The sequence below is a fragment of the Nocardia spumae genome, from assembly GCF_020733635.1.
Lineage (GTDB): Bacteria > Actinomycetota > Actinomycetes > Mycobacteriales > Mycobacteriaceae > Nocardia > Nocardia spumae.
In genome coordinates, this window is sequence record NZ_JAJFZL010000001.1 from 4094182 (window position 1) to 4113187 (window position 19006).

Genomic DNA, 19006 nt, shown 5'->3' on the forward strand with positions numbered 1-19006 from the left:
GCATTGTGTATTGTTTCGGCTCGTCCACTGCGAAAGGAACCAGTTGTCACCCGCGTCCGAGGGCGCCACACGGGAGGGCTCCTCTACCGAGCCGGGTGACCAACCCGGCGCCTCCGTCTCCGCAGATCCTCCGTTATCCGGCGGGCGGTGCTGATCGTGTCCATTGTGCTCACCATCGTCAGCCTGCTCGGATTCATCGCACTCACCGCGGGCACGGCGATCTTCGTCGCCGCGGAGTTCTCCCTCACCGCACTGGAGCGCAGCACCGTCGAGGCGCATGCCCGCGACGGTGACCGCCGCGCCCGTCAGGTCCGCCACGCGCACCGCACTTTGTCGTTCCAGCTCTCCGGCGCACAGCTCGGCATCACCATCACGACTCTGGTCACCGGTTATATCGCCGAACCGGTGCTGGCCCGGCTCATCGAGCCGATCTGCACCGCGCTGGGCGCCGGTCCCGGTACCGCACAGGGCGTCTCGCTGGTCCTGGCCCTGGTCCTGGCGACCTCGCTGTCGATGACCTACGGCGAACTGGTCCCCAAGAACATCGCCATCGCCGAACCGCTGACGACCGCGCGCTGGACCGCGGGGCCGATGGTCGTCTTCAGCACGATCTTCTCCTGGCTGATCAAACTGCTCAACGGCGCCGCGAACTGGTCGGTGCGACGGCTCGGCATCGAGCCCGCGGAGGAATTGCGATCGGCACGCTCACCGCAGGAGCTGGGGTCACTGGTCCGCACGTCGGCACTGCGCGGGTCGCTCGATCAGCGCACCGCGCTGGTGGTGGACCGTTCGCTGCTGTTCGGTGAGCGCAGCGCCGAGGATCTCATGACCCCACGGGTGAAGATCGAATCCCTCGATCAGCACGACACCATCGCCGATCTCATCGCAGCCGCCGGCCGCACCGGATTCTCCCGGTTCCCGGTCATCGACGGCGATCTGGACAACACCCTCGGCATCGTGCACGTCAAACAGGCATTCCTGCACCCGGTCGCGCGGCGCGGCACGATCGCGCTGTCGACGATCGCGCGGCCGGTGCCGATCGTGCCGGCCAGCCTCGACGGTGACACGGTGCTGGAGCGAGTACGTGCCGACGGTATGCAGGTGGCGCTGGTCGTCGACGAATACGGCGGCACCGCGGGCCTGGTCACGATGGAGGACATCATCGAGGAGATCCTCGGCGACGTCCGCGACGAGCACGACGAGGAGGAACTCGACGTGCGGCGCACCGCGCTGGGCTGGAACTGCTCGGGCCTGCTGCGCATCGACGAGGTGTCGCGATCCACCGGCTATGCCGCCCCCGACGGCGAATACGACACCCTCGGCGGACTCGTGCTGACCACCCTGGGCCGGATCCCGGTGGCCGGTGACGAGGTGCTGCTTCCGGCCAACGGCGCCGGCGGCAATCACGTCATGCAGCCACATACCCACGGCGGCTGGCTGGCCCGGGTGGAACGAATGGACGGCCGGCGCATCGACCGGGTACTGCTGCAGCCGGTGGACGCCGATGCGGTGACGACGTGGGAGCTCAGCCATGGGTGATCTGTTCGGACTGCTCCTGACCTTCGTGCTGCTGGGCACCAACGCCTTTTTCGTGGGCGCCGAATTCGCGCTCATCTCCGCCCGCCGCGACCGGCTGGAAACCCTTGCCGCCCAAGGAAAGCGGGGCGCCGGAACGGTGATCGGCGCGGCCGAGCATCTGTCGATGATGCTGGCGGCCGCACAGCTGGGCATCACGATCTGCTCGCTGCTGCTGGGCCGGATCGGCGAACCGGCGATCGCGCACCTGCTCGAGCGCCCCTTCGATCTGGCCGGCGTGCCCGATCAACTGCTGCATCCGGTGGGATTCGCACTGGCTCTGGCGCTGGTCGTCATCCTGCACATGCTGATGGGCGAGATGATTCCGAAGAATATCGCCCTCGCCGGTCCCGAACGGGTCGCACTGCTGCTGGTCCCCATCATGCTGTGGTGGTTGCGCCTGGCCCGGCCGCTGATCGGCCTGTACAACCTCGCGGCCAACCTGACCCTGCGCGCGCTGCGGGTCGAGCCCAAGGACGAACTCGATGCCACCGTCTCCTCGGTCGAACTCGCGGAGATGATCGGTGAATCCCGATCGGAGGGACTCATCGACGAGGAGGAGCATCGCCGGCTCACCCAGGCGCTGGGCACCACCGACCGGATCGTCGCCGACGTCATGGTGCCGCTGGCCACGACCCGGTGTGTTCCGCTGCGTGGCGACGGCACCACACTGGGAGATATCGAATCCGCGGTCGCCGAGACCGGCTTCTCCCGGTATCCGGTGCGTACCGCCGATGGCTCGCTGGTGGGATATCTGCACGTCAAAGACGTGCTGGACAAGGTGGCCGACGATTCCGCCGGACCCGCGACACCGATTCCGCGCACCGATATCCGCCCACTGCCAACGCTGAGCATGGGTACCGCGCTCTACGAGGCGCTGGCCCGGTTGCGCCGCACCAACAGCCATCTGGGCCGGGTGATCGACAGCCGCGGCAACACCGTCGGCATCGTGGCACTCGAGGATCTGGTCGAGGAATTCGTCGGAACGGTGCGCGATGCGACGCACCGGGTGGCGGAATGACCGCGCAGGCGCCTCCGCTGCTCGCGACACTGACCGCGCAGCAGTGGCGGCCCCGGGCACAGGCCCATCGGGATCGGGTCGACGATCTCGTCGGCCCGTATCTGCGCCGCCGCGCCGACGGCCGTAAGCATCCGGTGATCGACTTCCTGTTCACCTACTACGGCCACAAACCCGCGCAACTGCGTCGCTGGCATCCGGGATTCGGTGTGGCGCTGGCGGATTCGGACGAATACGCGCAGCGGCGCGGCTATCACCGGATCGAGGTCGCGGGCGCGGCCGGCCCCGTGCACACCGCCGATCCGGCCTTCGTCGACCGGCGCCGCGACACCATCGCCTTCGTCGCGGACCTACTGGCGGCCACGGCGTCTCGCTCGCCGCAGCTGTCCTGCTTCGGGCTGCACGAATGGGCGATGGTCTACCGCAGCGACGACGTCCGCCACCAGCACGTGCCGCTGCGGCTGGGCCGCGCCGGGACGGATGCGGTGGTCGACTCGATGTCGTTGCGCTGCACCCACTTCGACGCGTTCCGCTTCTTCACCCCCGGCGCCGCCCCGCGCAATGCCGAACAGCTCACCCGCGACGACCAGGTGCGCCGCGAACAACCCGGTTGCCTGCATGCGGGCATGGATCTCTACAAGTGGGGTTTCAAGCTCATCCCGCTGATCGATTCGGATCTGCTGCTGGACTGTTTCGCACTGGCCCGCGCCGCCCGCGAGATCGATATGCGCGCCAGCCCGTACGATCTGTCCAGCTTCGGTTACGAACCGATTCCCATCGAAACCCCTAGCGGCCGAGCCGATTACGTCCGCGCGCAGGCCGATCTCGCCGCCCGCGCGACCGGCCTGCGTGCCACCCTCCTGCAGCGCTGCCGACGTCTGCTCGCCGAGCAGTGAGACGCGTGGCACCGCGCCGGCCCGAATGTGCCGGAGCGCGGCACACCGGAATAGATGTGCCGCGCCGCGTATTTCAGCGACCGCTGCGAGCGCTCAGCTCCGCGGTCGCGTCGTAGATCCACGACATATCCGCCGCGGCGAAATCCTCCATCCAGGAGGGCGGCGCCGCGGAGGACAGAGTGTCGAAGTTCCAGTAGTCCTTCCACAGCGACACCCGCCCGCGATCGACCCGGTGGACGGAGACGAAGGGCAGGTCGGCGCGCTCGCCGGTCGGCCATACCCAGGTCTCGGAGTGCTCGTAGATCACGTCCGGGCCGTTGGCGACCAGCAGCCCGTCGTGGTTGGTGTATTCGGACAGCCCGGCGAGTCCGATCCGCAGACGTTTGACCGTATCGGCCGGCCCCTTCGCCGCCAGGGTGGGACCGGTGGGCACATCCAGATAGATGCAGTCCTCGCTCAGCAGCGAGCCCACCTCGTCCCAGTCGCGCCGGGCCAGGGCCGCCCATAATCGCAGAACGACCGCCTGCGGATCATCGTTGTCGGACATACCGTTTCCTCGCTTTCGCGTTCCCCTACAACACCGGATCGATGGTGGCGTTGATGGTGTGGATGGTCCCGTCGGGAATGACGAAGGTTTCGGTGATGTCGACGGTCATCAGCCGCACGCCCGCGACACCGGAGTCGAGCAGATACCGCGCGGTCACCACATCACCGCACTCGGTCATACGCACATCGCGGATGTCCTGGATCACCGAATACTGCACGCCGTGGTTCAGCTCCTGGGTCAGCTGCGGCCCCGAGTACCCGGTCTTCAGACCCGCTTCGACCCGGGTGGCATCGGGCGCGAAGGGCACAGCGCTCGCGTCGTGGGAGACCAGCGCGTCGATGTAGGTGCGGGCGACGGCCTCGCGTGGCGTATCGGCCGGATTCGGTGCTGCCGCGGCAACAGCCGCTCCCGCGTTCAACGCGGCAGCCACCGCACCCGATATGACTGCAACGTGTTTCATTCCCATGCGGGGAGTTTGTCCCAAGTGTGGCTGTGGCGCAACAGCTCCCGACCGCTCCGGCTCTTTCCCGGAAAACGGACCCGCTGAGAAGGTGACTGGGTTACCGTTTCGGTGCATTGCCGGGACCGATGGTACCGGTCATCTCGGCGATCGCGACACCCGTTTCGATGTGGAAAGTGGGGGACCGCAATGGCGCGGTTATCGAGGATGCCCAGACCCCTGTTCGTCCTGGTCGCGGCGTTGCTCGCCGCCGCGGTACTGCCCATCGGTGGCGCCTCGGCGGATCTGCAGTCCGATATCGCCACCCAGGTGCAGGAATTCCTCGATATCGGCAAGGCCGCGGCGCCACCCGCCGACTGCGGTCCGGGATCGCGCCCGGAAACCGGGATGCAAGGCGATGTTCCGGCCGCCGACCGCGCCTCCGGGCGCAGCACCCAGGGCTACACCTGCAATATGTCGTTCGTGGGCGGTTATGCCGGGCGCGGGGCCGGCATCACCTCCACGACCTACGATCACTGCTCCTACACCGGATCGTTCTTCCCCGGCAACCTCCTGGGCCCCGCCCAGGGCGTGCAGGTGATCGACGCCGCCGATCCGGCACATCCGGCACTGACGGCCACCCTCACCGAACCGGCGATGCTGGCCGGCACCTGGGAGAGCCTGAAAGTCAACGCCGCGCGCAAACTGCTCGTGGGGACCGGTGTTCCGTTCCTCGAAGGCGTGGGGTATCTCTCGGTCTACGACATCTCCGACTGCGCGCATCCCCGCCTGCTCAATCCGGGGCCCGGCTCGAATCTGGGCATGCCACTGCCGATCACGACACACGAGGGCGGCTTCTCCCCCGACGGCCGCACCTACTGGGCTTCCGGTATCGCGCCCGGATTCGTCAGCGCCGTCGACCTCACCGATCCGGCGAATCCGCATGTGGTCTGGCAGGGCTTGACCGGTATCGAGGCGCACGGTTTCGGGATCAGTCCCGACGGCAACCGGATGTACCTGTCGGCGCTGGGCGGGTTCACGGTGCTCGACATCAGCGCCGTACAGCGCCGCGATCCCGATCCTCGGGTCAACCACATCGGCCGGGTGTTCTGGACCGACGGCTGGGCCACTCAGCACAGCGTCCCGGTCAGCTACGACGGCCGGCCGTATCTGTTCACCGTTGACGAAGCCGGGGCCGGCGGCGTCAAACTCGTCGACATCTCCGACGAGAACAATCCGAAGGTGGTCAACAAGATCAAGCTCCGGATCGACCTGCCCGAAAACCAGGACAGCATGCTCGCCTCGTCGATGGGCGGTTCGGTGTTCTCCTACGATCCGCACTACTGCGCGGCCGATCGTCCCGAGAATCCGACGGCACTGGCCTGCGGGTGGGAATCGTCGGGCATCCGGGTATTCGATGTGCGCGACCCGTTCCACGTGCGCGAGCTGGCCTATTTCAATCCCCCGGCCCGCACCGGGCAGAACCTGCAGCTGTGGAATTCCCCGCACGCGCTGGCCTCGTTGATCGGACCGCCCGCGCTGGAGGGCTTCTCGGTGGCACGCGCCATCCTGGACGGCAAATTCGATCCGGCGCAGGCGCTTTCGCCGCGCAGCGGCATGATCGCCGGTGGTGACGTGTCCTCCGACTGGTGCTTCGCGCCGCCCGAATGGCACGGCAGTCAGCTGTGGACCAGCTGCAACGACAACGGATTCATGGTGCTGCAACTGGACAACGACGTCTATTCGCCACCGCCGGACCAGAACTCGATCGTGGGCTCCTGAGATGTCGCGCTGGTTTCGCTGGGCCTCGTATGCGGCCGCCGCATTGCTGCTGCTGGTGGTCGGCGCGGCACTGCGGCCGGTGGTGCTGCCCGAGAAACACACCGCCACACCGGTTCTCGACGCGACCGAAGTCGGATTCGCGCAGGACATGACGGCCCACCATCAGCAGGCGATCCAGATCGTGCAGCGTCTGGCCCCAGGAGTGGATCCGCAGGTGCAACGCCTGGCCCAGCAGATCGACCAGTCCCAGCGCGTCGAGATCGGCACGATGCTGGGCTGGTTGCGGCTGGCGAATGCCGCCCCCACCGCCGAGCGCCCCATGGCCTGGATGACATCCGGCGCGACAGCGGCCCACCAGCACGGTGACACCGCCGTCGCGGCCGCACCGTCGGCCATGCCCGGAATGGCGACGATGGCCGACCTCGACCGGCTTTCGGCCGCCCGGGGAGGTGCGGCGGAAGTCCTTTTCCTGCAATTGATGTACCGACATCATCAGGGGGGCTTGGCGATGGCCCGCGCCGCCGACCGCGAGATCGCCTCCGGTCCGGTCAAGGAGCAGGTCAGAGCCATGATCGTCGCCCAGGGACAGGAAACCGGGCTGATGGCGCTGATGCTCGATCAGCGTGGTGCGCGACCGCTGCCGTAACGGTCGCGCACCGCACCGGGACCGCGGTTGTCGGTGGGCGCGGTTATGGTCCCTGAGACCGACCCGGGCACTCGAAAGGTATGGACGCGAATGACTGCCGATACGGCGATCACCATTCCCGACCATGTACACGGCTATCCGGACCTGGCGTTCGGCGGCTATATCGCCGGGATGCTGGCCGATCGGGTCGGTGGTGAGGTGCGCGTCGACTTCCGCCGCGGCGTTCCGGTACGGACTCCGGTCCTGATCACCGATTCCGAATCCGGCTGCGTCCTCACCGATCTCGACGGCACCGTGCTGGCCGAGGCGAGTCCCGGCGCGGTGGAACTGGCGGTGCTGCCCCCGCCGTCGTGGGAGCAGGCCGTGCTCGCGTCCCGCGACTCCTTCGCCGCGGGCCGCCCCATTCCCGACTGCTATGGCTGCGGCACCGCCAACACCCCCGGTCGTGGCCTGCGGCTGTACCCGTGGCGGCTACGCGGACACGACCTCGTCGCGGCCGCGTGGACTCCCGATATCGAACTGGCGGGCCCCGGTGGCCATCTGACCACCGAGAACATCTGGTCGGCCGTCGACTGTCCGGGCGGCTGGGCCGCGATCGATCTGGCCGGGATGCGTCCCGGCGGGGTCACCGCCGCGCTGACCACCCGGCACATCGCCCCCGTGCACGCCGGCGAGAAGTACCTGGTCTGGTCCTGGCCGATCGCGGCTTCCGGCCGCAAATACACCGTGGGCGTAGCGATTTCCACACCGGACGGCGATCTCGCGGTAGTGGCCGAGGCGCTCTGGATCGAGCCTCGGCGGTAGCCGACCCCCTCGCCTCGGCCGAGATTCACACCTGCCGCTCGCGTTGATGATCCATCGCCGATTCCCGGGGTCGCAGCGCGGCGACGCGGTCCCGCAGGTAGCCGCGCGGCCCGCCGCATGATCCGTGACCACGGCCGGTCCCGTCCGGAGCACTCCGGGCTCCCCGGCGCTCCGCACTGGAACCGGTTGTGGGTCAGGCGCCCGATATCGCGGCCAGGGCACGGTAGCCACCGGCGTAGGCGTGCGGGGTGACATCGCCGATCAACAGGTACTGCTGGATGAAACCCATCGTCGCACCGAGCATGACCTGCGCGATCGCGTCGACATCGGCGTCGGGCGGCAGGATCGCGGCGGACCGCGCCCGGACCAGCAGTTCACGCCAGGCCGCGCGCACCTGTCCGATTCGTTCTCGCACGATCTCGGCCACCGCCTCGTCGCGCCCCGCCTCCGCCCACGCCTGCACGGCCACGCGCGGAATATCCCCGTCTCCGTCGCGTGCGAGCTCTCGGATCTGCTCGAGGACGGATTCCAACGCGTCGATCGGCGACACCGGCGTCTCGGCATCGGTCAGCCGCGCCAGATTCGCGGTCATACGTCCCAGCACCGAATCGGCGATGGCGCGGATGATGTCGTTCTTGGACTTGAAGTAGCCGTAGACCGCACCCGCCGACATACCGGATTCGGCGATGACCGCGGCCATCGTCGTCTTGTGGAAACCCTCGCGGGCCACACAGCGCACCGCGGCGGCGATGAGCTGATCGCGGCGCGCGGCCCGGCGCGCTTCCGTCAGTCGCGGCATGTCCGCATCATAAAAAGAACGTTCGTTCTTGACAACGCCGACGCGGCGAGCGCATGCTCGAACCACAAAACGAACGTTCCTTCTCTTTGGAGGCGTGATGCGACCGCCGCTCGTCACCGTGCTCGGCCCGATTCTGGGCCTGTCCGCGCTGATCACCCTGCTCGTCACGGCATTCGCCTGGCCGACCTCCCAGCTGGCTCCGCGGCATCTACCGGTCGGGCTGGCCGGGCCCGCCCCCGCGGTGGAACAGGTCCGGACCGGACTCGGCACGCTGGGCCCCGACGCCCTCGACGCCACCGTCTTCCCCGACCGGGCCGCCGCGGTGACCGCCATCGAGAACCGCGACATCTACGGCGCGATCGTGATCTCGGCGAGCGGCCCGGAGGTGCTGACCGCGTCCGCGGCGAGCCCGGCGGTCGCCCAGGCATTGAGTGAGGCAGCGCGCCGTTCCGCCGTGTCCATGTCGCGGGTCGACTCGCCCTCCGCCACGGCCGCGGATCCGAACTCGAATACCGCACCCCCACACCACCTCTCCCCCGCCCCGCAACCGCTGACCACCGATGTCGTCGCGGCCCCGCCGGCCGACCCACGCGGCGCGGTCTTCGGCCTCACGCTGGTGCCGATGGTCATCGGCGGCCTGCTGACCGGGGCCGCCCTGTCACTGCTACCCGTCGGCCGCGCGGCACGGATCGGAGCCGCCCTGACCGTGGCGGTCGTCACCGGATGCGCGGTGACCGCCGTGCTGCAGACCTGGCTCGGCGTCGTCACGGGCAGCTACCTCGCCGATGCGGCTGTGGCGGCCCTGGCGATCGCGGCGACGGCGATGGCGGTACTCGGCCTGCGCGCCACCCTCGGCATCGCCGGGATCGGCGTGGGCGCGGGGATCCTTGTCGCACTGGGCATCCCCCTGTCCGGCGCCATGTCGGCCCCGGAGTTGCTGCCGAGCGGCTGGGGCACCCTCGGCGCGTTCCTGCCACCGGGCGCGGCCGCCACCGCACTGCGCTCGACGGCCTATTTCGACGGCGCGGGATCGGCTGCGGCCCTGGGGATTCTGGGTTGCTGGGCTCTGGGCGGACTGCTGCTGGCCACCATTCCCCGCCCGGTGCGCCTGGCCCGCCCGGCCGGTCGAGCCGCGGCAACAGCTACCGTCCCGACGACCTGAGCACTGCCCGCACCCGATGCCCGGAGTTCGCCCCGAGTTAGCCCGTACTCGATCTGGCCGATTGTGGCCCACGATACAATCGGGCCGGCTCGATCGATGCCGCCGACAACGCGAAACTACCCACGGGTAATATGACAGGCGTACTTTTTCCATCCGGCTTTCTCGAAATGAGGCAGTAGATGACAGAGCGGATTCAGGTCGGCGGACTCCAGGTGGCCAAGGTTCTTCACGATTTCGTGGAGAACGAGGCGCTCCCCGGCACCGACGTAGATTCCGCCGCGTTCTGGACCGGTGCGGAGGGCGTGATCAACGATCTCGCGCCGCGCAACCGCGCGCTGCTGGCCGAACGCGACGAGATCCAGGGCAAGCTCGACGCCTGGCACGCCGAGAACCCGGGCACCGGCTACGACAAGGCCGCCTACAAGAACTTCCTCGCCGAGATCGGCTACCTGCGCGAGGAACCCGCCGATTTCTCCATCGGCACCCAGAACGTCGACGACGAGATCGCGACGACCGCCGGCCCGCAGCTGGTCGTGCCGGTCAGCAACGCCCGTTTCGCGATCAACGCCGCCAACGCGCGCTGGGGCTCGCTCTACGACGCGCTCTACGGCACCGACGCCATCTCCGAAGCCAACGGTGCCGAGAAGGGCACCGGCTACAACAAGGTTCGCGGTGACAAGGTCATCGAGTGGGCCCGCAACTTCCTCGACGACGCCGTGCCGCTGATCACCGGTTCACATGTCGGCTCCAAGGCCTACAAGATCGTCGACGGCGAGCTCGAGGTCACCCTCGAGGACGGCACCGACATCGGCCTGGCCGACGCCTCCGCTCTGGTCGGCTACCTGGGCGATCCGGCATCGCCGAGCTCGGTCCTGCTGCGCCACAACGGTTTGCACATCGACATCCAGATCGATCCCGAGTCGCCCATCGGCAAGACCGACGACGCCGGCGTCAAGGATGTGGCGCTGGAGTCCGCGGTGACCACGATCATGGACTTCGAGGACTCGGTCGCGGCGGTCGACGCCGACGACAAGGTCGCCGGCTACCGCAACTGGCTGGGCCTGATGAAGGGCGATCTCGCCGAAGAGGTCACCAAGGGCGGCAAGACCTTCACCCGCACCATGAATCCGGACCGGGTCTACACCGGCCTGGACGGCAACGATGTGGTGCTGCACGGCCGTTCGCTGCTGTTCGTCCGCAACGTGGGCCACCTGATGACCTCCGACGCCATCCTCGACTCCGAGGGCAACGAGGTGCCCGAGGGCATCCTGGACGGCCTGATCACCTCGCTGATCGCGGTGCACTCGCTCAACGGCAAGGCCGCGGTGAGCAATTCGCGTACCGGCTCGGTCTACATCGTCAAGCCCAAGATGCACGGTCCCGACGAAGTCGCCTTCGCCAACGAACTGTTCGACCGTGTCGAGGATGTGCTGGGCCTGCCCCGCAACACCCTCAAGGTCGGCATCATGGACGAGGAGCGCCGCACCACGGTCAACCTGAAGGCCTGCATCGGCGCCGCGCGCGACCGCGTGGTGTTCATCAACACCGGCTTCCTGGACCGCACCGGCGACGAGATCCACACCTCCATGGAGGCCGGCGCGATGATCCGCAAGGCCGAGATGAAGCAGCAGCAGTGGATCCTGTCCTACGAGGACTGGAACGTCGACACCGGCCTGGCGACCGGTCTGCCGCACAAGGCGCAGATCGGCAAGGGCATGTGGGCGATGCCGGACCTGATGGCGGGCATGCTCGAGCAGAAGATCGGCCACCCGCGGGCCGGCGCCACCACCGCCTGGGTCCCGTCCCCGACCGCCGCCACGCTGCACGCCACCCACTACCACCTGGTGGACGTGTTCAAGCGGCAGGCCGAGATCGCCAAGGGCGGCCCCCGCGCCACGGTCGACCAGATCCTCGAGATTCCGCTGGCCGCCGACACCAACTGGTCGGCCGAGGACATCCGCAACGAACTGGACAACAACTCGCAGTCCATCCTGGGCTACGTGGTCCGCTGGATCGACCAGGGCGTCGGCTGCTCCAAGGTGCCCGACATCAACGATGTCGCGCTCATGGAAGACCGTGCAACCCTGCGTATCTCGAGCCAGCTGATGGCGAACTGGCTGCGCCACGGCATCGTCACCGACGCGCAGATCGTCGAGAGCCTGGAGCGGATGGCACCGGTGGTGGACCGGCAGAACGCCGGTGACGCCGCCTACAAGCCGATGGCTCCCGATTTCGCGGGCAGCGTCGCCTTCCAGGCCGCCAAGGAGCTGATCCTCGAGGGTGCGTGCCAGCCGAACGGCTACACCGAGCCGATCCTGCACCGCCGTCGCCGCGAGGCCAAGGCGCTCGCCGCCAAGGGCTGAGCAAACCCGCACGTCCGCAGCCCCGGCCGGCTCCCGGCCGGGGCTGCGGCGTCCACGGCTCACGCCCGGCGCCGGGGACTCCACGGAATTCGCCGGAGTCGCGCCGGGTTGTCAGCAGATATGAGAATCCTGATCGTGTACGCGCACCCCGAACCGGATTCCCTCACCGGTTCGCTCAAAGACGTTGCGGTGGAACACCTTCGCGACGAAGGGCACGAGGTCGTGGTGAGCGATCTCTACGCGATGGGCTGGAAGGCGCATGCCGACGCCGCCGACTTCGGCACCGTCGAGGAAACCAACTTCATGCTCGCCTCCGGCGTGGCCTACTCCGGCGGCACCCTGTCGGCCGATATTCGCGCCGAACAGGACAAACTGCGCTGGGCCCAGGTCGTGCTGCTGCATTTCCCGCTCTGGTGGTACTCGATGCCGGCGATCCTCAAGGGCTGGGTGGACCGGGTGTTCACCAACGGGTTCGCCTACGGCGCGGGCAGTACCGCACTGCCTCGCTACGGCGCCGGGGCGCTGAGCGGACGCCGGGCCATGCTGGTGGTGTCGATCGGCGGCCGCGAACCCGCCTATTCCGAGCGCGGGATCAACGGCCACATCGACGATCTGCTGTTCCCGATCCACCACGGAATCCTGTACTACCCGGGCATGGATGTCCTCCCGCCCTTCCTGGTGCACGGCTCGCTGCGCGTCGACGAGCGGCGTTTCGACGATCTCGCCGACGAACTGCGCGCGCGATTGTCACGGATCGACGAGCTCGAACCCATCCCCTACCGCACGCAGGCCGGCGGCGACTACGACCGCACCCTGCGGCTGCGCGACGACGTCGACACCGCCGGCACCGCCGGATTCGGTCTGCACCGAGCCTCGTGAGCCGCTCCGGCGCCCGGGTGTTCGACCACACACCGGCACCGCCGGCGCGCGCGGAATAAACGACACCGACCGGATGCTGTATCCAGCACAACCGGGGGACGGGCGTGCGCAGATCCACCGCGGCGCCGAAAAAATGACCCGACAGCGGCGGTAACGCTGTGTCACCATGGCAACGATGAACAAACGGCGCGCCGGCGAGGCGTCGCCGCTCGACGAGCAACGGGAAGGAGGAGGTGGCCGATGAATCCGAAGACCATGTGCGGCGTGCTGTACATCAGTGCCGGACAACGCTTTTCGCATTGCACTATGCGGGCGGAGCAGTTCTCGCAGTCCTGCGGGCGCGATTCCGGCCGCCTCGTCCAGCAGGCCTGATCCGGTCCCTTCTCGCTTCGTTGCTCGTCTCCCTTTCACGAAACATGGTGACTCCCATGCTGTTCCGTCACGCCGACCCCGAAGTGTCCCCCGACAACTGGATACACGTGCAGGTGCTGGTCCTCAACGCCTCCTACGAGGCGCTGACCGATATCCGCGCCGATCGGGCGGTGGTGTTGTTGATCAGCGGAGCCGCCGAGACGATCGCCGAGCGGCAGCCGCAGTTCCCGATCCGATCCAAGCACCTGGAAATCGCACTGCCCGAGACGATTCGGCTGCGGCACTACGTCTACCTCGAGCACCGGGTACTCGTCCACGACGAGAGCCGGGCCACCATGGCCGCGGTGCTGCGCCGCGACGGCCACCGGTGCGGGTACTGCTCCGGCTGGGCACGCACCGTCGACCACATCCGCCCGCGCAGCCGCGGCGGGCCCAACACCTGGAACAACCTGATCGCGGCCTGTGGCCCGTGCAATACCCGCAAGGCCGACCGGACTCCCGAGGAGGCCGGGATGCGGCTGCTCTGGGAACCCAAGGCCCCCAACGATATGCACCGCCGGCAGCGTCACATCTGGCGCCGGCTCGCCGGCGCGAGCTGACAACCGTATCCCGAGGAAGGAGGGACCGATATGACGAACACGATGCCCGCACCGACCCTGGTGGATCTGCTCCCGCTCTCGGATACGCCGAGCTGGGAACAGGCCGCCTGCAAGGGTGACCCGAACCACGACGCGTGGTTCCCGTACCCGTCGCAGGACTTCGACTACGCCCGCGCCATCTGCGCCGCCTGCCCTATCGTGGCGCAGTGCGCGGAGTTCGCGGCGGCGACCGGACAGTCCGGCGTGTGGGGCGGTCACGAATTCGACCGCGGCACACTGATCCGGGACTGATAGCCGATCCGGGGTGCGGGTGGCCTTCACCACCCGCGCTCCCGGATTCCCGGCCCCGACCGTGTCCTCTGCCGGTACCAGCCGAGCGCTGCTTTTCGGCTGACCATACACTGGCAGACCGTGGGCACACATCGCAGCGCGGACGGATCACGGGGCGTCAGCAAAAGTTTGGTTATCACCGTGGTGGCGGTCCTGCTGTTGATCGCGGCAGTCGGCGGCTGGTTGTGGCTGAGCAACCGGTCGGCATCGGAGAACCGCAGCGCCGCCGGACAGTGCATCGAAGGCCCGGTCACCCTCCCGGTGACCGTCGATCCGGATATCGCCGGACCCGTGCGCGCGGCCGCCGACCGTTACAACGCCACCTCCCCACAGGTGCGTGATCACTGCGCGAAGATCGCGGTCACCGTCCAGCCCACGGCCGCGATGGTGGCCGGGCTCACCGCGCCGAACTGGGATGCCGGGCTCGGGCAGCAGCCTGGGCTGTGGATTCCCAGTTCCACCCGGGCCGTCGAGCAGATGCGGGTACCGGGTCTGGTTCAGGGCGCCCCGGCCTCCGTGGCGGTCAGCCCGATCGTGGTGGCCGCACCCGACCAGCTGGCGCAGGCCCTGACCAAGGCCGATCTGAGCTGGTCGGATCTGCCGCGCCTGCAGCGCGGATCACTCGGCGATATCGGCCTCGGCAGCTGGGGCGGGCTGAAGATGGCCCTGCCGCCGGGTGACGGGTCGCTGGCCGCCGCGGTGGCGGTCGGCTCGGCGGTCTCGGGCTCCGACCCCCTGACCGACGATTCCGCTCGATCCGGTCAGGTGGTGGCCGCCATTTCCGGATTGGCCGCCGAGGCGCCCGAATCTTCCGATCCGGGCGCCGCGCTGGCAGCGGTCGCCGACTCCGCACACGCCGCCACCTCACCGATCCACGCGGTGGCAGTTACCGAACAGCAAGCAAAAGCCAAGGGCGTCTCCGCATTCCGGCCCACCGGTGCCGCGCCGGTCGCCGATCACCCCGCGGCCATGCTGACCGGCAACTGGGTCGACAAGACCCAGAATCTGGTCGCCGGTATGTTCGCCGACTATCTGCGGGCCCCCGCACAGCAGAAGCTGTTCACCGACAACGGATTCGAGCCCGCGGCCGCCACCCCTGCCCCCACCCCTCCGAAATCGGTGCTCGACGGCGTGCAATCGGTGCTGGCCCATCCGGTCCTCGGGGTGCAGTCCACGATTCTGATCGACACCTCGGCCTCGATGGCGGTGACCGACGGCTCGATGTCGCGGCTGAACAACACCCTCGCCGCCGTGCAGTCCACCCTCGATACCATGCCGCCGGACTTCGGCGCCGGGGCCTGGGTCTACGCCCGCGATATCGAGGGCGGCAAACCCTATCGGGTGGTCGCGCCGACGGCCGCGCTGAGCACTGCGCATCGTTCCGAATTGTCCACGGCCCTGGGCCGTGTCGCGCTCAACGGCTCCACCACCGACCGCACCTATCCGGCGCTCGAAGCGGCCTACCGCAGCGCGGTCGAGGACTACGCCACCGGGAAGACCAACTCCGTGCTGTTGATCACCGGTGGACCGAACGACGAGTCGTCGGTGAGTGGCGATCAACTGCTCACTCAGCTCACCAGTGCGACCGACGGCGCCCACAAGGTCCGCATCGATGTGATCGTCATCGGCGGCCAGGGCACCCAGACACTGCAGAATCTGGCCCAGAAGACCGGCGGAACCTATACCAAGGTGAGCACCTCGGACGATATGAGCTTCGGCACCGCGGTCAACCACGCACTGACCACGCCGTAGGCGCACCCGGCCCGGCCGGGGCGGCCGCCGCGACCGCACGATCGGCCACGGCGTATCCGGAGGCGGTCGCCGCCCGCGGCGAGCCGCCCCCCGATCCGCTCAGTCGGCGTAGGCCTCGAGCGGAGGACACGAGCAGACCAGATTCCGGTCACCGAACGCGCCGTCGATACGCCGCACCGCCGGCCACACCTTCGCGCGGGCCGCGTGCACGCCCAGCGGATACACGGCGGTCTCACGACTGTAGGGGTAATCCCACTCACCGACCAGGGACGCCGCGGTGTGCGGGGCACCGCGCAGCGGGCTCTGTTCCACCGGCCAGGTGCCCGCCGCCACGGCGTCGATCTCGCCCTTGATCGCGATCATCGCCTCGACGAAAGCGTCGAGTTCTTCGAGGTTCTCGCTCTCGGTCGGCTCGACCATCAGGGTCCCGGCGACCGGGAAGCTCATGGTGGGAGCGTGGAATCCGTAGTCGGCCAGCCGTTTCGCCACATCGTCGACGGTGACGCCGGTCCGCTTGGTGATCTCGCGCAGATCCAGGATGCACTCGTGGGCGACCATGCCGTTGTCCCCGGTGTACAGCACCGGGAAATGCGGATCCAGACGCCGCGCAAGGTAATTCGCGGAGGCGATCGCGGTGAGCGTGGCCCGGCGCAGCCCGTCGGCGCCCATCATCCGAATGTAGGCCCACGTGATCGGCAGGATCGACGCCGACCCGTAGCGTGCGGCCGACACCGCGTGGGAATCCGGCTGCAACGGATCGCCCGGCAGGTACGGCGCCAGATGATCGCGGACCGCGACCGGCCCGACCCCGGGACCGCCACCACCGTGCGGAATACAGAAGGTCTTGTGCAGATTCAGGTGCGAGACGTCGCCACCGAACCGACCCGGACGAGCCAGCCCGACCAGGGCGTTCAGATTCGCGCCGTCGACGTAGACCTGGCCGCCGGCATCGTGGACCAGGGCGCACAGTTCGGCGACCTCGTGCTCGTAGACCCCGTGCGTGGACGGGTAGGTGATCATGATGCAGGCCAGCCGATCGGCGTGATCGGCGATTTTGGCCCGCAGATCGTCGAGATCGACATCGCCGTTGTCGCGGCACGTGACCACCTCGACCCGCAGTCCGGCCATCGCGGCCGATGCGGCGTTGGTGCCGTGCGCACTGGACGGAATCAGGCAGGTGTCGCGGTGGGTGTCGCCACGATCGAGGTGATAGCGGCGGATGGCGAGCAGACCGGCATATTCGCCCTGACTGCCGGCATTGGGCTGCAGGCTGACCCGGTCGTAACCGGTCACCGCCGCGAGCCAGTGCTCGAGATCCTCGACCACCCGCAGCATGCCCGCCGCGTCCTCCACCGGGGCGTAGGGGTGCAACCGCGCGAATCCCGGCCAGGTGATCGGCTCCATCTCGGCGGTGGCGTTGAGTTTCATCGTGCACGATCCGAGCGGAATCATGCTGCGGTCCAAGGCGATATCCTTGTCCGACAGCTGCCGCAGGTATCGCAGCATCGCGGTTTCGGTGTGGTAGCGAGTGAACGCGGGATGGGTCAGGAACGGCGAGGTCCGCGTTTCGATCGACGGCAGCTGCGCCGCCTCGACGGCCGCATCGGCGCCGAAGCACTCCAGGACGATCGCCACCTCCACGTCGGTGGTCACCTCGTCGCAGGCCACCGCGACATGATCGGCGTCCACCAGCCGCAGGTTGATACCGCGGCCCTTCGCCTTACCCACCACGGCCTCGGCACCGGCGGGCACCGACACCAGCACGGTGTCGAAGAAACGATCGTGCACGACCGCGTCACCGAGTCCGGCGGCGAGTTGCTCGGCGTGGTGGTGGACCCGCCGGGCGATCCCCCGCAATCCGTCCCCGCCGTGGTAGGAGGCGTACATCGCGGCGACGATCGCCAGCAGCACCTGTGCGGTGCAGATGTTGGAGGTGGCCTTCTCCCGGCGGATGTGCTGTTCCCGGGTTTGCAGCGCGAGTCGGTAGGCGCGGGCGCCGTCGGCGTCCACCGAGACCCCGACCAGGCGTCCCGGCAGCTGGCGCGCATGCGCGGTGCGCACCGCCAGATAGCCGGCGTGCGGACCGCCGAACCCGAGCGGGACACCGAAGCGCTGGGTCGTGCCGAAACACACGTCGGCACCCTGTTCGCCCGGCGGGGTGATCAGGGTGAGCGCCAGCAGATCGGTGCCGACCGCGACGAGCGCGCCCCGCTCGTGGGCGGCCGCGATCAGTTCGGCCGGATCGACGATGCGGCCCGAGGCCCCCGGGGTCTGCAGCACCACGCCGAAGAAGTCTCCGTCGGGCAGCTGGCCCGCGCTGAGATCGGCCTCCACCAGGGTGATACCGAGTGGTTCGGCCCGGGTGGCCAGCACCGTGCGGGTCTGCGGGAACAGATCGGCATCGATCAGCAGTCGCTGCGAGGTGCTCTTGCGGTTGGCGCGCTGCAGCAGCGTCATCGCTTCCGCGGCGGCGGTGGCCTCGTCCAGCATGGAGGCGTTGGCGACCTCCATACCGGTCAGATCCGAGACCATGGTCTGGAAGTTCAGCAGCGCTTCGAGCCGACCCTGGCTGATCTCCGGTTGATACGGCGTGTACGCGGTGTACCAGGCCGGATTCTCGAGCAGATTGCGCACCAGCACCGGCGGGGTGAGCACGTCGTAGTAGCCGAGCCCGATCATCGAGGTGGCCACCGTGTCGGCATGCGCCAGCGCGGCCAGTTCGGTGAGCGCATCGTGTTCGGACACCGCGGGCGGCAGCACATCGAGTCCGGTATCGCCGGCGGCGTCGAGAATGCTCGCGGGCACCGCCCGACCGGCCAGTTCCTCCATCGACGCGACACCGACGGTGGCGAGAATTCGATCGATTTCGGTGGCGTCGGGACCGATGTGGCGATCGGCGAAACTACGGGTCACGGCAGCTCCAGGTTCGGGCACGTCGACCGGGACACCGGATGCCACACGTCGACGAGTGTCGGCCCTCCCCCTCTGTCGTGGCGCCTGAGAGATTCGGGACCGCGCGGCGTTCCCTTTCCCCATGGGCGGG

General features: G+C 68.4%; 17 protein-coding genes. 13 read left to right on the plus strand and 4 right to left on the minus strand.

Going from position 1 to position 19006, the window contains the following annotated elements:
- The first annotated feature begins 156 nt into the window (after positions 1-156).
- Genes LKD76_RS18345 through LKD76_RS18355 form a run of 3 tightly spaced genes read left to right on the plus strand, consistent with a single transcriptional unit; the run spans position 157 to position 3489 of the window.
- The gene (locus tag LKD76_RS18345) at positions 157-1539 is read left to right on the plus strand and encodes a hemolysin family protein (RefSeq protein ID WP_227982548.1); all 1383 of its coding nucleotides are present in this window, start codon (positions 157-159) and stop codon (positions 1537-1539) included.
- On the plus strand, positions 1532-2596 hold the full coding sequence (locus LKD76_RS18350) for a hemolysin family protein (RefSeq protein WP_227982549.1): 1065 nt from the start codon (positions 1532-1534) through the stop codon (positions 2594-2596). The genes LKD76_RS18345 and LKD76_RS18350 overlap by 8 nt, the downstream gene beginning before the upstream one ends.
- Positions 2593-3489: a 3-methyladenine DNA glycosylase gene (locus tag LKD76_RS18355; RefSeq protein ID WP_227982550.1), complete on the plus strand. Its 897-nt coding sequence runs from the start codon at positions 2593-2595 to the stop codon at positions 3487-3489. Before LKD76_RS18350 ends, LKD76_RS18355 begins: the two co-directional genes overlap by 4 nt.
- A 73-nt stretch (positions 3490-3562) precedes the next feature.
- Here the strand turns inward: LKD76_RS18355 and LKD76_RS18360 are convergent, their stop codons facing one another.
- Positions 3563-4036, minus strand: a complete 474-nt coding sequence (locus LKD76_RS18360) for a nuclear transport factor 2 family protein (protein WP_227982551.1) — start codon at positions 4034-4036, stop codon at positions 3563-3565.
- Between the two features lie 25 nt (positions 4037-4061).
- Complete coding sequence (locus LKD76_RS18365; protein WP_227982552.1) at positions 4062-4502, minus strand: DUF8021 domain-containing protein; 441 nt, start codon at positions 4500-4502, stop codon at positions 4062-4064.
- A 201-nt stretch (positions 4503-4703) separates the two neighbouring features.
- Here LKD76_RS18365 and LKD76_RS18370 point away from each other — a divergent pair, with 201 nt between their 5' ends.
- The 3 genes from LKD76_RS18370 (at position 4704) to LKD76_RS18380 (ending at position 7707) form a co-directional block, all read left to right on the plus strand.
- Positions 4704-6257, plus strand: a complete 1554-nt coding sequence (locus LKD76_RS18370; RefSeq protein WP_372465859.1) for an LVIVD repeat-containing protein — start codon at positions 4704-4706, stop codon at positions 6255-6257.
- A gap of 1 nt (position 6258) precedes the next feature.
- Complete coding sequence (locus LKD76_RS18375; protein ID WP_227982554.1) at positions 6259-6903, plus strand: DUF305 domain-containing protein; 645 nt, start codon at positions 6259-6261, stop codon at positions 6901-6903.
- A gap of 90 nt (positions 6904-6993) precedes the next feature.
- Positions 6994-7707 carry a PaaI family thioesterase gene (locus LKD76_RS18380; RefSeq protein WP_227982555.1) on the plus strand — a complete coding sequence of 238 codons (714 nt, stop codon included), beginning with the start codon at positions 6994-6996 and terminating at the stop codon, positions 7705-7707.
- Between the two features lie 193 nt (positions 7708-7900).
- Here the strand turns inward: LKD76_RS18380 and LKD76_RS18385 are convergent, their stop codons facing one another.
- Positions 7901-8506 (minus strand): TetR/AcrR family transcriptional regulator, encoded by a 606-nt coding sequence (locus LKD76_RS18385; protein WP_227982556.1) that lies wholly within the window; start codon positions 8504-8506, stop codon positions 7901-7903.
- Positions 8507-8603: 97 nt separating this feature from the next.
- Between LKD76_RS18385 and LKD76_RS18390 the strand changes: the two genes are divergently transcribed.
- From LKD76_RS18390 to LKD76_RS18415, 7 genes are all read left to right on the plus strand, one after another.
- Positions 8604-9668 carry a hypothetical protein gene (locus tag LKD76_RS18390; RefSeq protein WP_227982557.1) on the plus strand — a complete coding sequence of 355 codons (1065 nt, stop codon included), beginning with the start codon at positions 8604-8606 and terminating at the stop codon, positions 9666-9668.
- A 179-nt stretch (positions 9669-9847) separates the two neighbouring features.
- Positions 9848-12031, plus strand: coding sequence for a malate synthase G (locus LKD76_RS18395; protein WP_227982558.1), 2184 nt, complete (start codon positions 9848-9850; stop codon positions 12029-12031).
- Positions 12032-12151: 120 nt separating this feature from the next.
- Positions 12152-12910 carry an NAD(P)H-dependent oxidoreductase gene (locus tag LKD76_RS18400; RefSeq protein WP_227982559.1) on the plus strand — a complete coding sequence of 253 codons (759 nt, stop codon included), beginning with the start codon at positions 12152-12154 and terminating at the stop codon, positions 12908-12910.
- Positions 12911-13150: 240 nt separating this feature from the next.
- Entirely contained in the window at positions 13151-13282 is a 132-nt protein-coding gene (locus tag LKD76_RS31925) for a hypothetical protein (protein ID WP_255660133.1), read from the plus strand.
- 56 nt (positions 13283-13338) lie between these two features.
- Complete coding sequence (locus tag LKD76_RS18405) at positions 13339-13881, plus strand: HNH endonuclease (protein ID WP_227982560.1); 543 nt, start codon at positions 13339-13341, stop codon at positions 13879-13881.
- Positions 13882-13911: 30 nt separating this feature from the next.
- Positions 13912-14172, plus strand: coding sequence for a WhiB family transcriptional regulator (locus LKD76_RS18410; protein ID WP_227982561.1), 261 nt, complete (start codon positions 13912-13914; stop codon positions 14170-14172).
- 120 nt (positions 14173-14292) lie between these two features.
- Entirely contained in the window at positions 14293-15963 is a 1671-nt protein-coding gene (locus tag LKD76_RS18415; RefSeq protein WP_227982562.1) for a substrate-binding domain-containing protein, read from the plus strand.
- A 99-nt stretch (positions 15964-16062) separates the two neighbouring features.
- Here LKD76_RS18415 and gcvP read toward each other — a convergent pair whose 3' ends face one another.
- Positions 16063-18876, minus strand: coding sequence for an aminomethyl-transferring glycine dehydrogenase (gene gcvP, locus LKD76_RS18420; protein WP_227982563.1), 2814 nt, complete (start codon positions 18874-18876; stop codon positions 16063-16065).
- Between the last annotated feature and the right edge of the window lie 130 nt (positions 18877-19006).